Source organism: Bradyrhizobium sp. JR4.3 (assembly GCF_040547695.1).
Taxonomy (GTDB): Bacteria; Pseudomonadota; Alphaproteobacteria; order Rhizobiales; family Xanthobacteraceae; genus Bradyrhizobium; species Bradyrhizobium canariense.
In genome coordinates, this window is the sequence record NZ_JBEPQF010000029.1 from 70,615 (window position 1) to 88,961 (window position 18,347).

Consider the following 18,347-nt stretch of genomic DNA (forward strand, 5'->3'; position numbering starts at 1 on the left):
AACAGCGGAGAACGCCCGGAGAGGACGAACGATGTTGACCAATTTGCAGGCAAGTGATGCCTGGATTGAATTTCCGGGCGCCTCGGCGGATTGCGAGATACCTCAGGCAACACAAGCGATCATTCGCGAGCGTCAATGGCGTCAGGTCGATCCGCGCGCGGGGGTGGCCGCCAAGGACATCGCGATCTCGCGATGGGAAGACCCGCGGAGCACCTCGTCGCACGAAGCGACGACCCCTGAGGATCGCTATTTCGTCGGCATCGCCCTCAAGACCACGCGCGCGAAACTGACCCGGGATCGCCAGGTCATTTTCGACGGGACCATGCCCGCGGGCACACTGTATCTCACCGCGCCGTCGAAGCCCCTCGCCGTGCAATTCCAGTCGCCATGCGCCTTCTTGCACTTTTACATCTCCGCGGATCAATTTCCGGCACAATTTTCCGGGACCGAGGGATTGAATGACCTCGTCCTGTTGCGCGATCCGCTCGCAGCCGAGCTTGCCAAGGCGCTGATCGAACTTGGCGACGCCGCGGACCACGAGTTCACGCGCTGCATCGGCCAGACCCTTGCGATGCATCTCGCACGTCTGGAATTGCCACGCGCCAGGGTCAATGCCTTGCCGAAATGGCGGCTGCGGCGGGTCGAGCAATATGTCGCCGATCATTTCCACCGCTGCATTAGCCTGTCCGAACTCGCCAATGTCGCCGGCCTGTCCAGAATGCACTTTGCGGCGCAATTCCGCGCCGCGACCGGTTACCGGCCCCGAGAATATCTGCTCAATCACCGGATCGAGCACGCCAAGACGCTGCTGGCCACCACCGAACGGCCGCTGGCGGAGATTGCGCTTGCGGTCGGCTTCAGCACGCAGGCGCATTTTTCGACCGTCTTCAAGCGCATCAGCGATCAATCCCCGGCACGCTGGCGCCTCGCCAGCAAGGGCGAACGGCGAGAGGTGCAAGCACTCCCGCCGCGTCATCCTTCGACCGAGAGAGACTGGATCAGCGCAGCCGCCTAAGCATTCGCTCGCGCCCTCATCCTCCCGGGCCTGCGAGCCACTCGGGGCCGTCCCTGCCCGCACACAGGGCGGCCCCTTTTTTCTACCCCGGATCGAAAGCCCGGATCGGCGGCAGATTGCCGGTGAACTTCTCGACCTCGACTGTCGTGAGCTGGCCGGTGCAGCCCTGCGCGAAGGACGAGGTGCCGACGTCGCGGGTGAGCACGTTCGGATTGCCGTGCACGCAGAGCGGCGCGTCGTCTTCGGGGTCCATCGGGTCGTACCAGGCGCCGGTCGGCAGCTGAACCACGCCGGGCGCGATGCCGTCGGTAACGTGGACTGCGGCGAGACAGGCGCCGCGCGCGTTGAACAGCCGAATGATGTCGCCGTGCTTGATCCCGCGCGCGTCAGCATCCCGCGGGTTCATGCGCGCGACCTCGCGACCGCGATGCTTGCTTTGAAGCGAATGTCCGCCGAAATCGAGCTGGCTATGCAGACGCGTCACCGGCTGGTTGGCGACCAGGAAGCACGGCGCCCCCGGCTTCGGCATATCGGACTTCTCCAGCCAGACCGGATGGCCCGGACAATCCGCATCGCCATGAGCCGCGATCTTGGCAGAGAATATTTCGATGCGACCGCTCGGCGTCGGCAAAGCGTGATTGACGGGATCGTCGCGGAAGCGGCGCAGCCGGCCACCGTCGTCGGGCTGCTGCGGCACGACCAGGCTGCCGCGCCGCCAGAACTCTTCGAAGCTCGGCGCCTCCAAACCGCGCGCTTCGAGCGAGGCGCGGGTCGGCTCATAAAGATGTTCCAGCCACTGCCGTGACGTCCGCCCCTCGGTGAAGGGTTCGCGCGCGCCGAGACGGTCGGCGAGATCGGCAAAGATTTCGTAGTCGTCGCGCGCAAGGCCGAACGGCTCGGCGATCCGGTGCATGGCGACCATGAGGGGATCGTTGCTGGAATAGCCGATGTCTTCGCGTTCGAGCGTCATCGTCGAGGGCAGCACGATGTCGGCATGCCGGGCCGTAGCAGTCCATGCGAGTTCGTGCACGACCAGCGTGTCGACTTTCGCAAACGCCTTGCGCAGGCGATTGATGTCCTGGTGGTGATGGAAGGGATTGCCGCCGGCCCAGTAGACGAGGCGGATATCCGGATAGGTGCGCGTCTCGCCGTTGTAGCGATAGGTGCCGCAGGGATTGAGCAGCATGTCGGCGATGCGCGCCACCGGAATGAAATCGCGGACAGCGTTGCGGCCCTGCCCCAGTGTCGGCCCCGGCACGTCGTTGACGCGGCGGCCGTAATAGCCGATCGCCCCCAACGAATAGGCGTAGCCGCCGCCGGAGAGGCCGATCTGGCCGAGCGCTGCCGCCAGCACCATGCCCATCCACACCGGCTGCTCGCCATGCTCGGCGCGCTGGAGCGAATGGGAGACAGTAATGAGCGCACGCTTGCCGGCGAGCCGGCGCGCAAGTGTGCGGATCGTATTTGCGTCGACGCCGCAGATCGCTGCGGCCCATTCGGCGTGCTTGGGTTGGCCGTCGCTGTCACCGGTGAGATAGCGCAGGAAGACCGGCCAGCCCTCGGTGTAGCGATCGAGGAAAGCCTGGTCTTGCAGGTTCTCCGCAACCAGCGTATGAACGATGCCGAGCATCAGCGCGGTGTCGGTGCCGGGCACGCACGTCATCCATTCGGCGCCGGCCTCGACAGGCAGGTCTTCGCGCAGCGGGCTGACCAGGATGAACTCGCAGCCGCGGCGGCGCGCAGCTTCCATCGCGCCGCGCTCGACATGCTTGCTGATCGAGCCGCCTGCGACCATCGAGTTCTTCAGCGCCATGCCGCCGAACGCCAGCACGATGTCGGTATCGGCCGCGATCTGCTCCCAGGTGACGTTGCGCTTGGTGATGTCCTCGTAGCCTGCCAAGATCTGCGGCAGCAGCACCGAGGACGCGCCGGAGGAATAGGAGTTCACCGAACGCACATATCCGCCCAAGGCGATGTTGAGGAAGCGATGCACCTGGCTCTGGGCGTGGTGGAAGCGGCCCGCGCTCGACCAGCCATAGGAGCCGCCGAACACCGCGCCGGGGCCGCGCGTGTCACGGATGCGTGCCAGCTCGTCGCCGAGCAGATCGAGCGCCTTCTCCCAGCTGACGGAGACGAATTCGTCGCGGCCGCGGCGATCGTCCGGACCGGGACCGCGTTCGAGCCAGCCGCGGCGGATCGCAGGTTGGGTGATGCGCGCCTGATGGCGCAGCGCGCCGGGAAAATTGCCGATGATGCCGTTCGGATCGGGATCGCCCGCATAGGCCCTGACCTCGAGCCCGGCCTCGCCTTGACGTGCCGAGAACACGCCCCAATGCGAGGTGTGCGGCTTGAAGCCGTCGGACAGGTCGAGGCCGGGGTCGGGGAAGCCAATCGTATCGTCCATCGTCGCATTCCTTGTTCCGGTCGCGGCACTGTCCCGGCCGCACCGATAATCCGGGTCGCAGTATAGCGATCCGCGCTTCGATGTCGTCGGGTCAGGGCCGGCGAAAATGCCGGGCGCTCGTGCAAAGACAGATTGGCGAACGTTCGCAGGGACGACCGGCGGCGATTTTTCGACCAGTTTGTGCTTTTATTTTCAACGTCTTAGCCGTCTGCATTCAGGGCCGTGCGGTCCGTTTTCCGGCAAGACTTGGCGCGAGATCTCTTGCGACGACACTGACATTGAAATGTGCAATATCCCGCCCGTCACACAGCAACATCGGTCCCATCATGATCAAGCGCGAATTGCCTTACGAAGGTCTGCTCCACGAAGTGGTCGAGCACAATGGCGTGCTTTACATCGGTGGAATCGTCCCCGAGGACACGAGCCTCGATATGTCGGGCCAGGCCAACGATGTCCTCGGGCAGTTGGCGCAGTTGCTCAATACCCTCGGATCCGATCTGAGCAACGTCTTGCAAGTGACCATCTACATGGCGAGCCTCAAGGAAAAGCCAGAGTTCAATGCGGCCTGGAAGGCGCATTTTGCAGAGGCTCATCTGCCGGCGCGCGCCGCAATCGGCGTGGCCGATCTCGGTCCTGGCGTCAAACTCGAGATCACGGCCATCGCCGCTCGACAATAGTGGCACGGAATCCGCTGGTCGAGAGGTCCCGACGATCATCAGCCCCAAAATGCGTGACTTGGTGGCGGTTGAGGCAAGTCGAATCACGAGGCGGCCGCCTGGTACAGGCACTCACGTAGCCAAGCATGAGCTCCGTCCTCCTGATTGCGCGGATGCCACAGCGCAACGATGCGCGCCGGCGGCAGATCGAGCGGCGGCGATGTAAGATCGAGCTCGTGGGAAAATCGCATCAGAAAACGTCGCGGAAGGGTGCAGATGCAGTCGCTGTGGGCAAGGATGACCGGCGCCAGCGCATAGGTTTGAATCGAGACGGCGACGCGTCGGGAACGGCCTAGCCCGGCGAGTGCGTCGTCGACCAGACCAGAAAAGCCGCCACCGTCGGCGGAGATCAACAGATGGTCGAGCGCGCAAAAACCATCGAGATCAAGCGGCCCGTGGCCGCGCGGGTGACCTTTGCGCTGCGCGGAGAGGAAGCTGTCCTCGAAAAGCGGGCGCTGCATCAGATCGCCGTGTGCCCCATCAGCCCCCGTCACCAGAATGTCGATCTCGCCCCGTTCAAGCCGATCGACAACGTCGCGCGTCGGATGGACGAAGGCTAGCCGCGCCCGTGCGGCCGTGGAGGTCAACCGCGCGACGAATCCGGGCGCCAGCGTCACGGCTGGATTCTCGTGGATGGCAACGACAAAGGTGCGCTGGCTGTGGACCGGGTCGAATACGGCCGGTCCCTCGACCATGCGACGGAGCTTGCCGAGCACGTCTGCCAGCTCCGCCTGCAGCTCCACCGCTCTCGTCGTCGGCACCACGCCGCGGCCCGCCGCCGCGGGCACGAACAAGGGGTCGGCAAAGACCTGTCGCAGCCGGTTCAATCGAGCCGATAGCGCGGGCTGACCGATGTTCAGGCGCGACGCCGCGCGCGTGACGTTCCGCTCGCGCAGCAGAGCCTCCAGGGCGAGCAATAGGCCGAGGTCGATCTCGGCGAGATCGGTGTCGTCGGCCAGCCGACCTGGACCGTGTTCCGCATCCGGCATCGGTCTTCCTCCGTTCAAAGCACATGATCGCGGCCGAACGAGCCGCGATGAGAGAGGTAGAGCCAAAATGGCGGTCTGAAAAGCTGGGCTGACCGCCTTTCGATATCGACGTCGTCGATGGGACCTATCGAGCCCACGGCCCTCCCGGCGGCGTGGTGCGCTTCGTACTTCCCGGTCACCGCGGCGCTGGCAATCAGGCCGGCTCAGCCACGACCTGGAGGAGGACCTTGATGACGCAAGCGACGAAAACCTATCGCGTTGGCGATGCAGCCGTCACGCGGATTGATGAGTTGCGGCTTGCCGCGTTCAAGTTCGAGGCCCTCTATCCTGACGCCGAGCCGGATGCGCTGGAGCGCCATCGCGATCGGCTGGAGGCGGGCTCGTTCGATCCTGCGACCGGCACCTTCATTCAGAGCATCCACAGCTGGCTGGTCAAAACCCCGCACCACACGATCCTGATCGACACGGCCACCGGCAACGACAAGAACCGGCCCGACATCCCGCCGCTCCATCGTCTGAACGAACCTTTCCTGGCGCGGCTGGCGGCGGCCGGCGTCACCCCGGAACAGGTGGATTACGTTCTGCTCACGCATGTCCATGCCGACCACGTCGGCTGGAACACGCGCCTGGTCGACGGTCGCTGGATTCCGACATTCCCGAACGCAACCTACGTCTTCTCCGGGATCGAGCAGGCCTACGGCGAGAACCTCGCGGCGGGCACGGAGCCCACAGGGGCAGCCCGCCCCAACCCGGCGCTCGGCCCGGCGGCGCGGAAGCCGGCCGACCGCGTCTATGACGACAGCGTGCGGCCGGTGATCGAGGCCGGCCTCGCCAAGCTCATCGCAGTCAATGGCGACGAGCTCCTTGAGGGCATCTCTTTCATCCCGACGCCCGGCCACAGTATCGATCACGCGTCGATCCGTCTCGTATCCCGCGGCGAGCAGGCGCTTTTTGCCGGCGACGTGATGCACCATCCACTGCAGGTGTATGAGCCTTCGCTCAATTCCTGCTTCTGCGAATTCCCCGAGGCCGCCTTGCGCTCGCGCGCCAGCGTCCTCGAGGACGCAGCCGAGCGTGGCGCCACCCTCTTCACGACCCATTTCGCACAATCGTCCGTCGGACGCATCGACCGCCGCGGCGATCGCTTCGCCTGGCAATTCCTCTGATCAAGGAGACCGAACATGGACCAGCAAACTTACGCGCGGGCAGAGAGGCCCGACATCGTGGTCGAGGATCTCATGATCCCGAGCGACACGGCCGGCATCTCGCTTCACTTGCGCAACAAGCGACCAGCGGCGCTCAAGACGTTTTCCGCCGAGCGAACCATCCTGATGATGCATGGCGCGACCTATTCGTCGGAAAGTCTGTTCGATGTGCCGCTCGATGGCATCTCCTTCATGGATTATCTCGCCGGGCATGGCTACGACGTCTTTGCACTCGACGTGCGCGGCTATGGCGGATCGACGCGTCCGCCCCAAATGGACGCGCAGCCTGAGGAATCTGAGCCGATTGTGCGCACGGAAGTCGGCGTGCGTGACCTCGCCAGCGCAGTCCAATACATCCTGAAGCAGCGCAACATCACGCGGCTCAATCTGGTCGCGATGTCCTGGGGCGGCTCTGTGGCCGGTGCCTACACGGCAAGCAATAACGACAAGATCGTAAAGCTGGCGCTGGTCGCGCCACTGTGGTTGCTGAAGGGCCCGGCTCCGATCGATGCGGGCGGCCGCCTCGGGGCCTATCGCCACGTCCCTGTTCTGGACTTCAGGGAGCGCTGGCTTTCGGCAGCGCCCGAAGCAGCGCGGCCAAATCTGATTCCAGCAGGCGGCTTCGAACTGTGGGCGAACATCTCGCTCGCAACGGACCCGCAGGCCAGCGCAGGAGCTCGTCCGCTCATGCGTGCCGTGAACGGCCCGATCCTGGACATCCGCGAGTACTGGGCCGCCGGCAAGGCCCTTTACGAGCCCAGCGAGATTCGCGTGCCGGTGCTTCTGGTCCACGCCGAATGGGACCGCGACGTGCCCATCGGCTCGGCACAGGACCTCTTCCTCTCACTGAAACAGGCGCGATATCGGCGATGGGTCGAGATCAGCGAAGGCACGCACATGGTTCTGCTGGAGAAGAACCGGTTGCAGGCGTTCGACGCGATCAACCAGTTTCTCTCGGAACAGTATGAGCATGACTAGCGCGATCTTCGCGCGGATCCCGCCGCGAGAACACAGGTGCCTCGCCCGAATCAAACCGACACGAGATCTCCGGTTTCCGCTGCGCGCTTGACCGCGTCGATCACCCTGAGCGTTTTTAGCCCTTCGTGCCCACTCACCACAGGCGTGGCCGTGCCGCAGATAACACCACAGAAATTTGCGATCTGCAGGCCAAGCGGGTCTTCCTTCTCATATCTTAGCTGCTCGCGCTCAATCGGCGCCCACCAACTGGCCTTGCTCGGATGATGCCATAAATCGAGTTGCGGAATAGCCAGCGATGCCCGCGTGCCGCCGATCTGGTAACACGCCTCCTGCGTACGATTGTAGGCTGGGTTCTCACCGGCGGTGAATTCCCAGCTCCAAGGCGACTGGATGGTATCGGAGACATTGACCGTTCCCAGCGCGCCGGAGGCGAAATGCAGGATCACCACCGCGGTCTCTTCAACGCCATTTCCGCGCAGCCGATTGGATTGGGCAGCCTGTACCGCGACGATATCGCCGCACAGATACCGCAACAGGTCGATATCGTGGATGAGATTCAGGAAAATGGGGCCCGCTCCTTTCTCGCGGCGCCAGGACACTTCAAAATAATCGTCCGGCTTGATCAACCAGAACATGCCATGCACCGATACGATCTGACCGAGCCCGCCACTATCGATCTCCGCCTTGGCGCGCTGGATCATCGGGTTGTGGCGGCGGTGGTGGCCGGTTAGCAACGGCACGCCCGCCCGGTCGGAGGCTTCGACCAACGCCTGTGCAGCAACGACATCATCCGCTAACGGTTTCTCGATCAGCGCCGGGATGCCCGCAGCGATACAATCCATGCCGTTCGCCACGTGCATCTGGTTGGGGGTGGCGACGACCACCCCGTCGGGCCGACTTTCGGAGAGCATGTCCCGAAAGCACGGAAACCAGTTCACGTTCAGCGAAACCGCCAACTCTCGTGCCGCCGGCGTCGGATCGACGATCGACGACAGCACCGCCTCCGGCCGCGCGAGAATATGTTCAATATGTCGCTTGCCGATGAGACCCGCTCCCATGACCGTCAGGCGGATGGGTGCACTCATGCGATTCTATCCGTTCTTCTCATCGAGCAGCTTGGCCACGCGACGCAAGCCGAGCAGATAACCCTGAGTGCCGAAGCCGGCGATGACCCCATCAGCTCGTTTGGAGACAAACGAGTGGTGGCGGAATTCCTCGCGCTTGTGCACATTGGAAATGTGCACCTCGATCACTGTCCCCTCGAACGTGTTCAAAGCATCCAGGATGGCGACCGACGTATGGGTGAAAGCCGCGGGATTCATCACGATGCCGACAGCCGTCTCGCGTGCCTCGTGGACCCAATCGATCAACTCGTATTCTCTGTTCGACCGGTGAAAGCGTAGCTCCAGAGCAAGCTCCCCGGCCAGCGCCCGGCAATCCCGCTCCACATCGGCAAGCGTTTCGTGACCGTAGATGTGGGGCTGGCGCTTGCCAAGCAAATTGAGATTTGGCCCGTTGAGGACGTAGACAAGACGACTCATGGATAAACTCCGTTCAGTGATGGGCTAGGATCTCGCCAAGGAACTGCTTGGTGCGAGCGTGCTGCGGATTGCGGAAGAAAGCGTCGGGCACACCTTCTTCGATGATCTGCCCTTCAGCCATGAAGATGACACGGTCGGCAACCTGGCGGGCAAAACCCATCTCGTGGGTGACGCAAATCATGGTCATGCCGTCGTTGGCGAGGCCAATCATCGTGTCGAGCACTTCCTTGACCATTTCCGGATCGAGAGCCGAGGTCGGTTCATCAAACAGCATGACCTTGGGCTGCATGCAGAGAGCACGCGCGATAGCGACACGTTGCTGCTGACCGCCCGAGAGTTGAGCCGGATACTTCTCGGCCTGCTCACCAATGCGCACCCGCTCGAGATATTTTCGCGCGGTCGCCTCCGCTTCGGTCTTGCCGATGCGGCGCGCGCGAATGGGCGCGAGCATGCAGTTCTGCAAGACCGTCATATGCGGAAAAAGGTTGAAGCTCTGAAAGACCATGCCGACGTCCTGACGTACGACATCGATGGCCTTGATGCTGTCGTCCAGCCGATGACCGTTCACCACGATACTGCCCTGCTGGATCGCCTCCAGGCGGTTGATACAGCGTATCAGCGTCGACTTGCCCGAACCGGAAGGACCGCAGAGCACGATCTTTTCACCTCGGCGCACAGTGAGATCAACGTTGCGGAGAGCCTGGTACCCGCCGTACCATTTCTGCACGCCCTTCATTTCGATCAGGATCTGGTCCTGCATGGATTCGGCCTCCGTTATCGGACGACGGCCAACGCGCCCAGCGCGTCGGCCGCTTGCAGTGACTATTGAACTGTGAACGGAACTCCGGGGACTGAGTCGGGGAAGATTGGCACGGGCGCCTTCATCCACTTGGCGTAGAAACCGGCCAATTTGCCATTGGACTTGATCTGGTCGATGAATTTGTTCGCCGTCTCGTTCCACTCCTTCTCTCCCAGGCGCGTGCAGGCCCCGTTGTACAAGGCGGTGAAGTGAAGCTTGGGCTCGAACCCAAGTTCCGGCTTTGCAGCGTTCAGACGCTGCGGGTAGAAACTGTTTGCGCCGACCGCCTGCACCTGACCCGAGAGCAGCGCCTGGATCGTGGCCGCGTCATCATCAAACCTGCGGATTTCGGCGCCCGCAGGAGCATTATTGGTGACTTGGGTGTCCTGCGTGGAGGAGCGTGGGACGCCGATAACGTACTTCCCCATATCGGCATTGCTGTTGATCGGAGTTGCCTGGGCAGCGACCAGTGTAATCTCATTGGCAACATACGGTTTGGAATATTGTACCGCCTTCGCGCGCTCGGGCAGCATGGCCATGGTCGCGAACAGAATGTCCACGCGGCCTGTGGTCAGCGCCGGAATACGGTTGGCCACCGCCAGCGGGACGAACTCGGCCTTCACGCCGAGATATTCAGCGAAGGCGCGCCCCATGTCGGCATCGATCCCATCCTGCTTTCCTGAGCTATCGACATAGCCCCAGGGCGGATTATCGCCCTGAATGCCGATGACGACGACGCCCTTCTTCTTCACGTCCTCCAGCGTGCCCGCCTGCGAGCCGCCTGCGACAACGATGGCCGAGAGCGTCAGCAGCGCAATGCCGAGCTGGCGACGATTGAGCGAAAACAACATGAGTATCTCCTCCTGGTGATGGCTGTGTTTGATTGAGTAGGTGCGCCGAACCTACCTTTGACCGGCCAGGGCGAGCCTGGCCTCCACCCGACTGCCCCACCATGAGAGTGGCCAGCATAGGATGAAATACATTGCGCCGACCACACCGAAGACGAGCAACGGCTGGTAGGTCTGGTTCGATACGATTTGACCGGCGCGGGCGAGTTCGATGAAGCCGACGATGGCAGCGAGCGAGGTGCCCTTTATGAGCTGCACGAGATAGCCGATGGTCGCCGGCAGCGCGATGCGAATGGCTTGCGGCAGCACGATGTCGCGCATGCGCGCGGAATAATGCAGACCGAGCGCCATTGCAGCCTCGGTCTGACCGCGAGGCACGGCCTGGATTGCGCCGCGCCAGATCTCGCCGAGAAAAGCCGAGGCGTTGACGGTGAACCCGATCGCGACCGCAACGAATGCCGACAGCTTCAATCCGAGGAGCGCCAAGCCGTAGTACACCACGAACAGTTGCAGCAGCAGCGGTGTCCCCTGGAAGATTCCGATATAGATCCGGACTATCCATTCCACAGTCGTGCGACCGCAGGTGCGCAACAGTGCGACGATCAGGCCGGCGGTACAGCCACCGATGAATGCAACCAGCGTCAGCAGCACCGTCCATTGCAGACCACGCAGGAGGAAGCCGAACTCGGGAAGGCCGAAATGCGGTGTCATGATCTGTGCTCCTCAGCGCGTCGGATATGAGAAGAAGCGGTGAGAGATGATTGCGAAGCCCGCCATCAGCAGCCAGGAGATCGCGAGGTAGAGGAAAGTGACGAAGAAATAGACCTCGAAGCTGCGGAATGTGTCGCTTTCGATGCGCTGCGCAACCGACGTCAATTCATAGGCGGACACAGCCGAACAGATCGACGAGGTCAGCGTCAGCATGATGAACTGCCCCGTGAGCGAGGGATAGATCGCGCGAAGCGCGGGCTTGAGTACGATGGAACGGAATACCTGCCCTTTGTGCAGTCCGAGCGCGTAGCCAGCCTCGATTTGCCCTTTGTGAATCGATTGCACGCCGCCGCGGATGATCTCGATGGCGTATGCCCCTCCGTTCACACCGAGCGCGATAATGGCGGTGGCAGTCGGATTGAGCTTTACCCCGACGAGCGGCAGTGCAAAGAACAGAAAGAAGATCTGCACCAGGAACGGCGTGTTGCGCACGATTTCGACGAAGCCGATCACGATGGCGCGCAACCAGGCCGCCTTCGCATCGCGGGCTGCGACGCCCGCGACGCCGATGATCATTGCGAGCGTCATGCCAGCAAGCGCCAAACCCAACGTCCCCACGCAACCCCACAGCAACGCGGGCATTGCGTGCCAAACCACCGAGAAATCGAGCGTGTAGCCCATCTTGCGTTTCCTCTCGGGCGTTGTGCGTACCGCTCGCCCATCGGCCGGATGTCATCCTCCCAGGGATGCGAAAGTTGCGAAGAAGACGTCTGGATCAGGCGAGACGCCCGTGAACAGGCGGAATGCTTCGGTGCCCTGGAAGATTGCCATTCCGCCACCATCGACCGTGCGGCAGCCGAGGGTACGCGCCGCGCGCAGCAGCGCGGTCTCCAGCGGGAAGTAGATGATCTCAGCGACCCAGAGACCGGAACAGAGCATTGCCAGCGGCAGCGGCGTTCCCGGATACTTGTCCATGCCAATGGGCGTCGCGTTTACAATTCCGTCTGCGGCAGCCACGGCCGCTGCGACATCCCGGCCGACCCTCAAGCGCCCTTTGACAAATCGAGAGGACAAGCCGTCTACCACGCTCTGCGCCTTGGCCAAGTCGACGTCTATGATGGTCAGTTCCTGCACGCCAAGCTTCATGAGCGCGAAAGCAACCGCCGCGCCCGCGCCGCCTGCGCCGAATTGCACGACACGACCGAGTGGTGCACCTTGCATGCTGCGGCGAAAATTCTCGGCAAAGCCGAACCAGTCCGTGTTATGGCCGGTCATCCGGCCCTTTCTGACGACCACGGTGTTCACAGCGCCAAGCGCCTCCGCGTCGGGCGAAAGCTCGTCCAACAGTGGAAGGATCGCCTGCTTACAGGGATGGGTCACGTTCAATCCGTCAAAGCCCATCCGCCTTGCGGCCGTGAGCAATTCCGGTAACGCTTCGACCCCGAGGTTCAACTCGACCAGATCGATCTTCTTGTAGAGATAGCGGATGCCAGCGGCGTCTGCGGCCGCTTCGTGCATGGGCGGCGTGCGAGACGCCGAGATGCCGCTGCCGATCAGGCCGACGAGAAAACTGGGTTTAGGATGCATTGTCGGCGTCGTCCGTCAGCTCAATGGGACAGTCAATTCGGCGATGATCTGGGCCGTGCTCGGTCGGACGCCACGCCACCAGACAAAGGCTTCCGCCGCCTGCTCGACCAGCATGCCGACGCCGTCAGCCAACTTGGCCACGCCTTCAGTGCGGGCCGCTTGCAGAAAGGGAGTCAATCCTTTGCCATAGGCAAGTTCGTACGCCAGCTCCGCGCCCTGGAAGACATTGCTCGGAAGCGGCGGCATTTCACCTCGCAGGCTGGCAGAAGTCGCGTTGACCACGACGTCATACCCCTCGGCAAGGTCGGCCAGTTCAGCGTAGCCGCTCACGATCAGGGGACCACAGCCGGCAAACTCTTCGGCCAATGCCACGGCTTTGGACAGCGTTCGATTGACGAGAACCAGCTCGGACGGTTGCTGGCGCAGAAACGGCAGTAACGCGCCACGTGCCGCTCCCCCAGCGCCGAGCATCAGGACGCGCCGGCCAACCATTTTGACGCCGAGATTGGCAGTGATGTCACGCGCCAGGCCGATTCCGTCGAAATTCTCGGCAATGATCCGATCGCCCTCGAACTTCAGGCAGTTTGCGGCACCTGCGCGTTGGGCGCTCTCTGAGAGCTCATTTGCATAAGCGAAGGCATCGAGCTTGAACGGGGCGGTGATGTTCAGCCCCTTGGCGCCCTCCGTCCGGAATTGATCAACCCGTGCGCTGAAGCCATCGATGGGCCCCTCGATCGCCTCATAGACGAGATCCTGTCCCATCATTTTGGCGAAAGTGCCATGGATGAAAGGTGACTTGCTGAAGCCGATCGGATTGCCAATCACCGCATAGCGATCGCTCATCGCTCACTCCTGCACTGCAGCTTCGTTGTAGAGCACGCCGTCGCGCACCATCGCGTCGACGGCTTCGGCCGACAGTCCCAGCGAGACAGCAATGCGACGATTGTCCTGTCCAAGCAGTGGCGCCGGAGTGCGCACCGTGGTGTCGCAATCGGAAAACCGGAACGGCAGGTTCGGCAGCGTTACCTTGCCGAGCACCGGATGCTCCTGCTCGACCAGCATGCCGCGCGCATGGATCTGCGGATCCCTCACGACCTCTTCGATGGTCTGCACGGGAGCGGACGGCACACCTGCTTCCTCGAGTGCCGCAAGACACGCATCTCGAGACGGCTGCGATAGCGTCCAGTTGCGCACAATCTCCATGGCTTCAGCATAATGGGCGTTCCGCGCGGCGGGCTTGGCGAAACGCTCGTCCAATGCCAGCGTGTCTCCTCCAATCAGGCTCGCCAATCGTCGCCACGCATCATCGACTTGCGCAGCGATGACAAGATTGCCGTCCTTGGCCGGAAAGACGCCGTAAACGGTCGAATCCGGCTGTCCGCTGCCGGTTTGCTTCGGCAGGTCAGCGCCGCCCGAGAGGAAGTAACGCTGAACCGCATAGTCGTGCATCGAGACCATGCAATCGTACAGCGCCAGATCGATATGTTGGCCGCGCCCGGACGACGCACGGCCAACCAGCGCCGCATTGATAGCAGCGACGCCATGAATGCCAGTGTACATATCGGCCAGCGGCATCCGCAGCAGCGGCGGCGGTTCGCCGGGATTGCCCAGTTGCGCCAGCGCACCCGACATCGCCTCTGCGATCAGGCCGAAGCCCGGACGATCGGCATAGGGACCGGTATGGCCATAGGCGGAGACCGAGCAATAGATCAGCCTCGGATTCCGCGCCGATAGTGCTTTGTAACCGAGACCGAGACGTTCGAGTGCGCCGGGTCGGTAATTCTCGATGAAGACATCGGCCGTGTCGACCAGCTTCATCATCATGTCGAGACCACGCTCGTCGCGCAGGTCGATGCAAAGTCCCTGCTTCCCCATATTCTGCTGCAGGAAGTAGCCGGATTGTCCGTCCTTGAAATATCCATGGGCCCGGCCTGCGTCGCCCCCCTTTGGGCGCTCCACCTTGATGACCTCCGCGCCCATCGCGGCGAGGCAACGGCCCATGAACGGGCCGGCCAGGAAATGGCTGTAGTCGATGACGCGAATGCCTTTGAGCGGCAGATCTTGCGCGGTCATGCCTGCTCTCCTGCAGCGCTGGTCTTCGGGCGCATCGGGATCATCAGCCGATGCTCACCTAGCTGAACGACCTCGCCGCGCTGATTGATGAGTTCCGAAGGCAGCACAACGATGCCCCACCCATCCCTCTTTGTGCCGCGCATTGAACCAACGCGGAACTTCACATGCACGGTGTCCCCGAGCTTGATCGGCAGCTTGAAATCCCATGTCCAGCCCAGCGACATTCCCGGGAGGAACCGGTAGGCGGCACGCGTTTTCAATCCGTCAGCGAGCGACAGACCAAACAACCCATGCGCGACGCGGGTGCCGAACGGCGTTGTCTTGGCGTACTCCTCGTCGACATGGACCGGCGTGAAATCGCCCGTCAGTTCGGCATAGGCATTCACCATTGCTTCGGTGACCGTCACCGAGGGGGTTACGCATTCATCGCCGACCTTGGCATCGTCCCAGTAGCGCTCATCTGTCATGTCGCGTCTTCCTCTAGGCACGGGGATTGATCGCCAGGGCGGCTTCCACGGCGCCTGCGCTGGCTTGCAAGATTTCGACGTTGAGCCCGCCCGGCAGCTCGAGCCAGTTCGGCCCGGCGGGCAACGCTTTGGCGCCCCAGGCGGCGGCACGGGTGAGCACACCCTCGTAATCGTCGACCATGATGCCGAGATGGGCGAGACGCCCCTCTGGTCCGACGAAATTCGGATCTTCGATGAGTTGCACGCTTCCGAGCACCCAAACCTGACGCGGGCGCGTACCATCGGCGGGTTGCTCATCGCGAATGGCGAGACCAAGCACCTCACGAAAGAAGTCGACGTGACGATCAACGTCCGGCACGCGGATCGCGACGTGTTCGACATAAGCGCGGGGCAATGACATCTCAGGACTTTCCAGGATAGTCGCTGCGGGCGTATTCGATGCCCTTGACCAGCGCGACGAGGGTGGAATTGACGGGGGTCGGCACGCTGAGCTTGGCGCCCCAGCGCACGACGGAGCCGTGGATGTAGTCAACCTCGGTGAGATTGCCGGACTGCAAACTCTGCAACATCGACGTCTTGAACTCGGGCGGCAGTCCAGCGGACGCCATCGACCAGGCGCGTCGCGGATCGGTAATCGAGATCTTCACGCCAGCAGCTTGCGCGACCGAGATGCCCTCCGAGATTGCGGCCAGCGCGCAATCTTCCAGAACCGGCAGCGAATACAGGCCGCCATAAGTCAGCCCGGTCACGGCGGTAATTCCTCCTCCGGCGACGTTGATGAACAACTTGTCCCACATCGTGCCCAAGATGTTGTCGCTGAGCAGCGTGAGAATGCCGGCGCGATTAAAGGTCTCGGAGATTCGCTGCGCACGTTCTGTCAAGCGCCCATCAAGCTCGCCGATGATGGTCTCCTTGCCGATGACCCCGGAACGAACATGACCAGGGCCGAGCAGCACACCGCCGACGTAGGTCTTGCCCGCCATGACCCGGTCACGACCAACCTCCTCCGACAGGATGTCCTCATGACCAAGACCGTTCTGAAGCGACATCACGACCGTCCGCGGCCCGATGATCGGCGCCGCGGCACGGATGGCATCCCGCGTGTGGTAGGATTTGACGAGGATAATGACGAGGTCCGCTTCTACGCCGACCTGAGCCGCGGAGGTGCAAGCAGTGACCTTCACGACGGTCTCGGCGCCATCTTCGAGTATTCGCAGGCCACCGGCATTGATTGCGCCGACATGAGCCTGGAACGGATCGATCAGCCAGACCTCGGCCCCGCCGCGCGCCAACGTACCGCCGATGGTCGAGCCCAAGGCTCCCGCTCCGATAAAGCAGATCCTCATCCGAACGCTTCTCCCGCGCCATTCTCGGCGTTGGAAGCATCGTAGCTGGCGGCTCGATATTTATATATGTTATGATTCTTATATCCGTTATTGTGAATCGCAATGAAGCACCAGGATCACACCGAGACCAACCTGCTGGACCCGCGCCTTCTCAGGCTCTTCGATGCATTGTTCACCACTGGCAGCGTCACCAGGGCAGCCGAAAAGCTCGGCCAAAGTCAGCCGACCATCTCGATCTGGCTGGCCCGCCTGCGTGCGGAACTGGACGATCCGCTCTTCATCCGGTCAGCGAAGGGCATGCTGCCGACGCCGCGCGCCGAGGCTCTCATCGGCACCGCGAGGCAGGCGCTGGAAATGCTGCGTCGCCTTGCCGAGCTTCGCACCGATTTCGATCCGACAACCGCAAAGCGCCGTTTTGCCATCTGCATGACGGACGGAAGCCACGTCACGCTGCTTCCGTCCATTCTCGCCCACGTCCGCCGCGTTGCCCCAGGCGTTCGTATCGAGGCGACACAGATCGGCGCCGACACCCCACGCATGCTGCAATCCGGTGAAGCCGATGTGGCGCTCGGCTACATCTCGGATCTCGATGCTGGACACTTCCAGCAGGCTCTTTTTCCGCAGGATTGGGTCTGCCTCGCGAACGCAAAACATGCTCGGATCCGCGAACGCATCACGGCAAAGGATTTCAGGCGTGAGGCGCACGTCCTCATTCGCTCCGGCACTGGACATCAGTTGCTCGCGGGCGCGCTGCAGGAGCAGAAAATAGTCCTTGACGTTGCGCTGGAGTTGCCCGGCTTTTTGGGACTACCCGCAATCGTCGGAACGACTGACCTGCTTGCTACCCTGCCAAGGCACATCGGCGAAACCCTGGCTCACTATTACGGACTGCGCGTGCTCAACTGCCCGCTGCCGATTGCCGGCTTCACGGTGAAGCAATATTGGCACGCCCGCTTCCATCACGACCCGGCAAGCCAATGGCTGCGTGGCCTCTGCGCGGAGCTTTTTCAACAGCAGGAAGTACGCGGTCTGCATCGCTCCGGTCGGCCGAAGAAGCGAGTGCCTCGCGATTTGCAGTCGTAATGAGCTTGTTGAGATCGGCTTTCGGCTAACTTGCCCTACGGCCGAAGGTCAACGCCCGGCTATGCGCACCATATCGAATGGGGTGAGATATGCCCGTGTGACGTCCCGCCACGAAAGATATCGCGCGAGACCCGTTCTATTCTCGGCCAACATTTCGCAAAGGTATTGGGAAACAAGACCTTTTATATGGTGGGCGCACCAGGGCTCGAACCTGGGACCCGCTGATTAAGAGTCAGCCACGGGTCAAATACAATCAATGACTTATGGATCGCACTGCTGCGCTTATCCGACCGCAAATGGGCATTCGTCGCACACCACATTCCACTCCCACCTACAGGATTGGAGCCGGTCGAGATCCCTTGACGAACTTAAGAGCTGATCCGGTTCGGCTGGAATCGCAATCGCGCCAGCGGATTTACCGCCGCGCCAGATCGGTGGCGTTGCGATGCGTCGGGGGTTCGAGTCAGGAGGCCGCTACCGCTTTTCCCCATGTCCAGACCGGAGACATAGGTAACAGGTCGTACCTAAGACATGGGTGACAACCTCGTGCCGAACGGGTTGTCGAGGGGTTTCAAAGTCGTTTAC

At 62.4% G+C, this 18,347-nt stretch carries 19 protein-coding genes and 1 tRNA gene; 5 read left to right on the top strand and 15 right to left on the bottom strand.

The features are described from left to right. Positions 1 to 31: 31 nt before the first annotated feature. The gene (locus tag ABIB91_RS32355; protein ID WP_354170499.1) at positions 32 to 1,015 is read left to right on the top strand and encodes a helix-turn-helix domain-containing protein; all 984 of its coding nucleotides are present in this window, start codon (positions 32 to 34) and stop codon (positions 1,013 to 1,015) included. A gap of 82 nt (positions 1,016 to 1,097) precedes the next feature. Here ABIB91_RS32355 and ABIB91_RS32360 read toward each other — a convergent pair whose 3' ends face one another. Beyond that, positions 1,098 to 3,419 (bottom strand): molybdopterin guanine dinucleotide-containing S/N-oxide reductase, encoded by a 2,322-nt coding sequence (locus ABIB91_RS32360; RefSeq protein WP_354170497.1) that lies wholly within the window; start codon positions 3,417 to 3,419, stop codon positions 1,098 to 1,100. A gap of 326 nt (positions 3,420 to 3,745) precedes the next feature. Here ABIB91_RS32360 and ABIB91_RS32365 point away from each other — a divergent pair, with 326 nt between their 5' ends. Continuing rightward, positions 3,746 to 4,096 (top strand): RidA family protein, encoded by a 351-nt coding sequence (locus tag ABIB91_RS32365; protein WP_354170495.1) that lies wholly within the window; start codon positions 3,746 to 3,748, stop codon positions 4,094 to 4,096. Positions 4,097 to 4,179: 83 nt separating this feature from the next. On the opposite strand, the gene ABIB91_RS32370 is transcribed toward ABIB91_RS32365, so the two are convergent. Then, positions 4,180 to 5,124, bottom strand: a complete 945-nt coding sequence (locus tag ABIB91_RS32370; protein WP_354170493.1) for a LysR family transcriptional regulator — start codon at positions 5,122 to 5,124, stop codon at positions 4,180 to 4,182. 230 nt (positions 5,125 to 5,354) lie between these two features. On the opposite strand from ABIB91_RS32370, the gene ABIB91_RS32375 reads away from it, so the two are divergent. Both ABIB91_RS32375 and ABIB91_RS32380 read left to right on the top strand, forming a co-directional pair. Beyond that, positions 5,355 to 6,290, top strand: a complete 936-nt coding sequence (locus tag ABIB91_RS32375; RefSeq protein ID WP_354170491.1) for an MBL fold metallo-hydrolase — start codon at positions 5,355 to 5,357, stop codon at positions 6,288 to 6,290. A 15-nt stretch (positions 6,291 to 6,305) separates the two neighbouring features. Continuing rightward, the gene (locus ABIB91_RS32380; RefSeq protein WP_354170489.1) at positions 6,306 to 7,307 is read left to right on the top strand and encodes an alpha/beta hydrolase; all 1,002 of its coding nucleotides are present in this window, start codon (positions 6,306 to 6,308) and stop codon (positions 7,305 to 7,307) included. A 50-nt stretch (positions 7,308 to 7,357) separates the two neighbouring features. Here ABIB91_RS32380 and ABIB91_RS32385 read toward each other — a convergent pair whose 3' ends face one another. From ABIB91_RS32385 to ABIB91_RS32440, 12 genes are all read right to left on the bottom strand, one after another. Further along, positions 7,358 to 8,392, bottom strand: a complete 1,035-nt coding sequence (locus ABIB91_RS32385) for a Gfo/Idh/MocA family protein (protein ID WP_354170487.1) — start codon at positions 8,390 to 8,392, stop codon at positions 7,358 to 7,360. Positions 8,393 to 8,398: 6 nt separating this feature from the next. Then, complete coding sequence (gene aroQ / locus ABIB91_RS32390; RefSeq protein WP_354170485.1) at positions 8,399 to 8,848, bottom strand: type II 3-dehydroquinate dehydratase; 450 nt, start codon at positions 8,846 to 8,848, stop codon at positions 8,399 to 8,401. 13 nt (positions 8,849 to 8,861) lie between these two features. Then, entirely contained in the window at positions 8,862 to 9,608 is a 747-nt protein-coding gene (locus tag ABIB91_RS32395; RefSeq protein ID WP_219683109.1) for an amino acid ABC transporter ATP-binding protein, read from the bottom strand. A 62-nt stretch (positions 9,609 to 9,670) separates the two neighbouring features. After that, positions 9,671 to 10,498, bottom strand: a complete 828-nt coding sequence (locus ABIB91_RS32400) for a transporter substrate-binding domain-containing protein (RefSeq protein WP_219683110.1) — start codon at positions 10,496 to 10,498, stop codon at positions 9,671 to 9,673. A gap of 51 nt (positions 10,499 to 10,549) precedes the next feature. Next, complete coding sequence (locus ABIB91_RS32405; protein WP_354170483.1) at positions 10,550 to 11,206, bottom strand: amino acid ABC transporter permease; 657 nt, start codon at positions 11,204 to 11,206, stop codon at positions 10,550 to 10,552. 12 nt (positions 11,207 to 11,218) lie between these two features. Further along, entirely contained in the window at positions 11,219 to 11,887 is a 669-nt protein-coding gene (locus ABIB91_RS32410) for an amino acid ABC transporter permease (protein WP_007601261.1), read from the bottom strand. A 51-nt stretch (positions 11,888 to 11,938) separates the two neighbouring features. Then, on the bottom strand, positions 11,939 to 12,793 hold the full coding sequence (locus ABIB91_RS32415; RefSeq protein WP_219683113.1) for a shikimate dehydrogenase: 855 nt from the start codon (positions 12,791 to 12,793) through the stop codon (positions 11,939 to 11,941). 15 nt (positions 12,794 to 12,808) lie between these two features. Beyond that, complete coding sequence (aroE, locus tag ABIB91_RS32420; RefSeq protein WP_007601259.1) at positions 12,809 to 13,636, bottom strand: shikimate dehydrogenase; 828 nt, start codon at positions 13,634 to 13,636, stop codon at positions 12,809 to 12,811. Between the two features lie 3 nt (positions 13,637 to 13,639). Continuing rightward, positions 13,640 to 14,866: a CaiB/BaiF CoA transferase family protein gene (locus ABIB91_RS32425; protein ID WP_007601258.1), complete on the bottom strand. Its 1,227-nt coding sequence runs from the start codon at positions 14,864 to 14,866 to the stop codon at positions 13,640 to 13,642. Then, entirely contained in the window at positions 14,863 to 15,333 is a 471-nt protein-coding gene (locus tag ABIB91_RS32430) for a MaoC family dehydratase (protein WP_007601256.1), read from the bottom strand. The genes ABIB91_RS32425 and ABIB91_RS32430 overlap by 4 nt, the downstream gene beginning before the upstream one ends. A 13-nt stretch (positions 15,334 to 15,346) precedes the next feature. Then, the gene (locus tag ABIB91_RS32435; protein ID WP_354170479.1) at positions 15,347 to 15,733 is read right to left on the bottom strand and encodes a VOC family protein; all 387 of its coding nucleotides are present in this window, start codon (positions 15,731 to 15,733) and stop codon (positions 15,347 to 15,349) included. Position 15,734: 1 nt separating this feature from the next. After that, positions 15,735 to 16,679, bottom strand: coding sequence for a ketopantoate reductase family protein (locus ABIB91_RS32440; RefSeq protein ID WP_354170477.1), 945 nt, complete (start codon positions 16,677 to 16,679; stop codon positions 15,735 to 15,737). A 102-nt stretch (positions 16,680 to 16,781) separates the two neighbouring features. On the opposite strand from ABIB91_RS32440, the gene ABIB91_RS32445 reads away from it, so the two are divergent. Then, positions 16,782 to 17,762 carry a LysR family transcriptional regulator gene (locus tag ABIB91_RS32445; protein ID WP_354170475.1) on the top strand — a complete coding sequence of 327 codons (981 nt, stop codon included), beginning with the start codon at positions 16,782 to 16,784 and terminating at the stop codon, positions 17,760 to 17,762. Positions 17,763 to 17,949: 187 nt separating this feature from the next. On the opposite strand, the gene ABIB91_RS32450 is transcribed toward ABIB91_RS32445, so the two are convergent. Beyond that, positions 17,950 to 18,054: transfer RNA gene (locus ABIB91_RS32450), tRNA-Ser, on the bottom strand. Between the last annotated feature and the right edge of the window lie 293 nt (positions 18,055 to 18,347).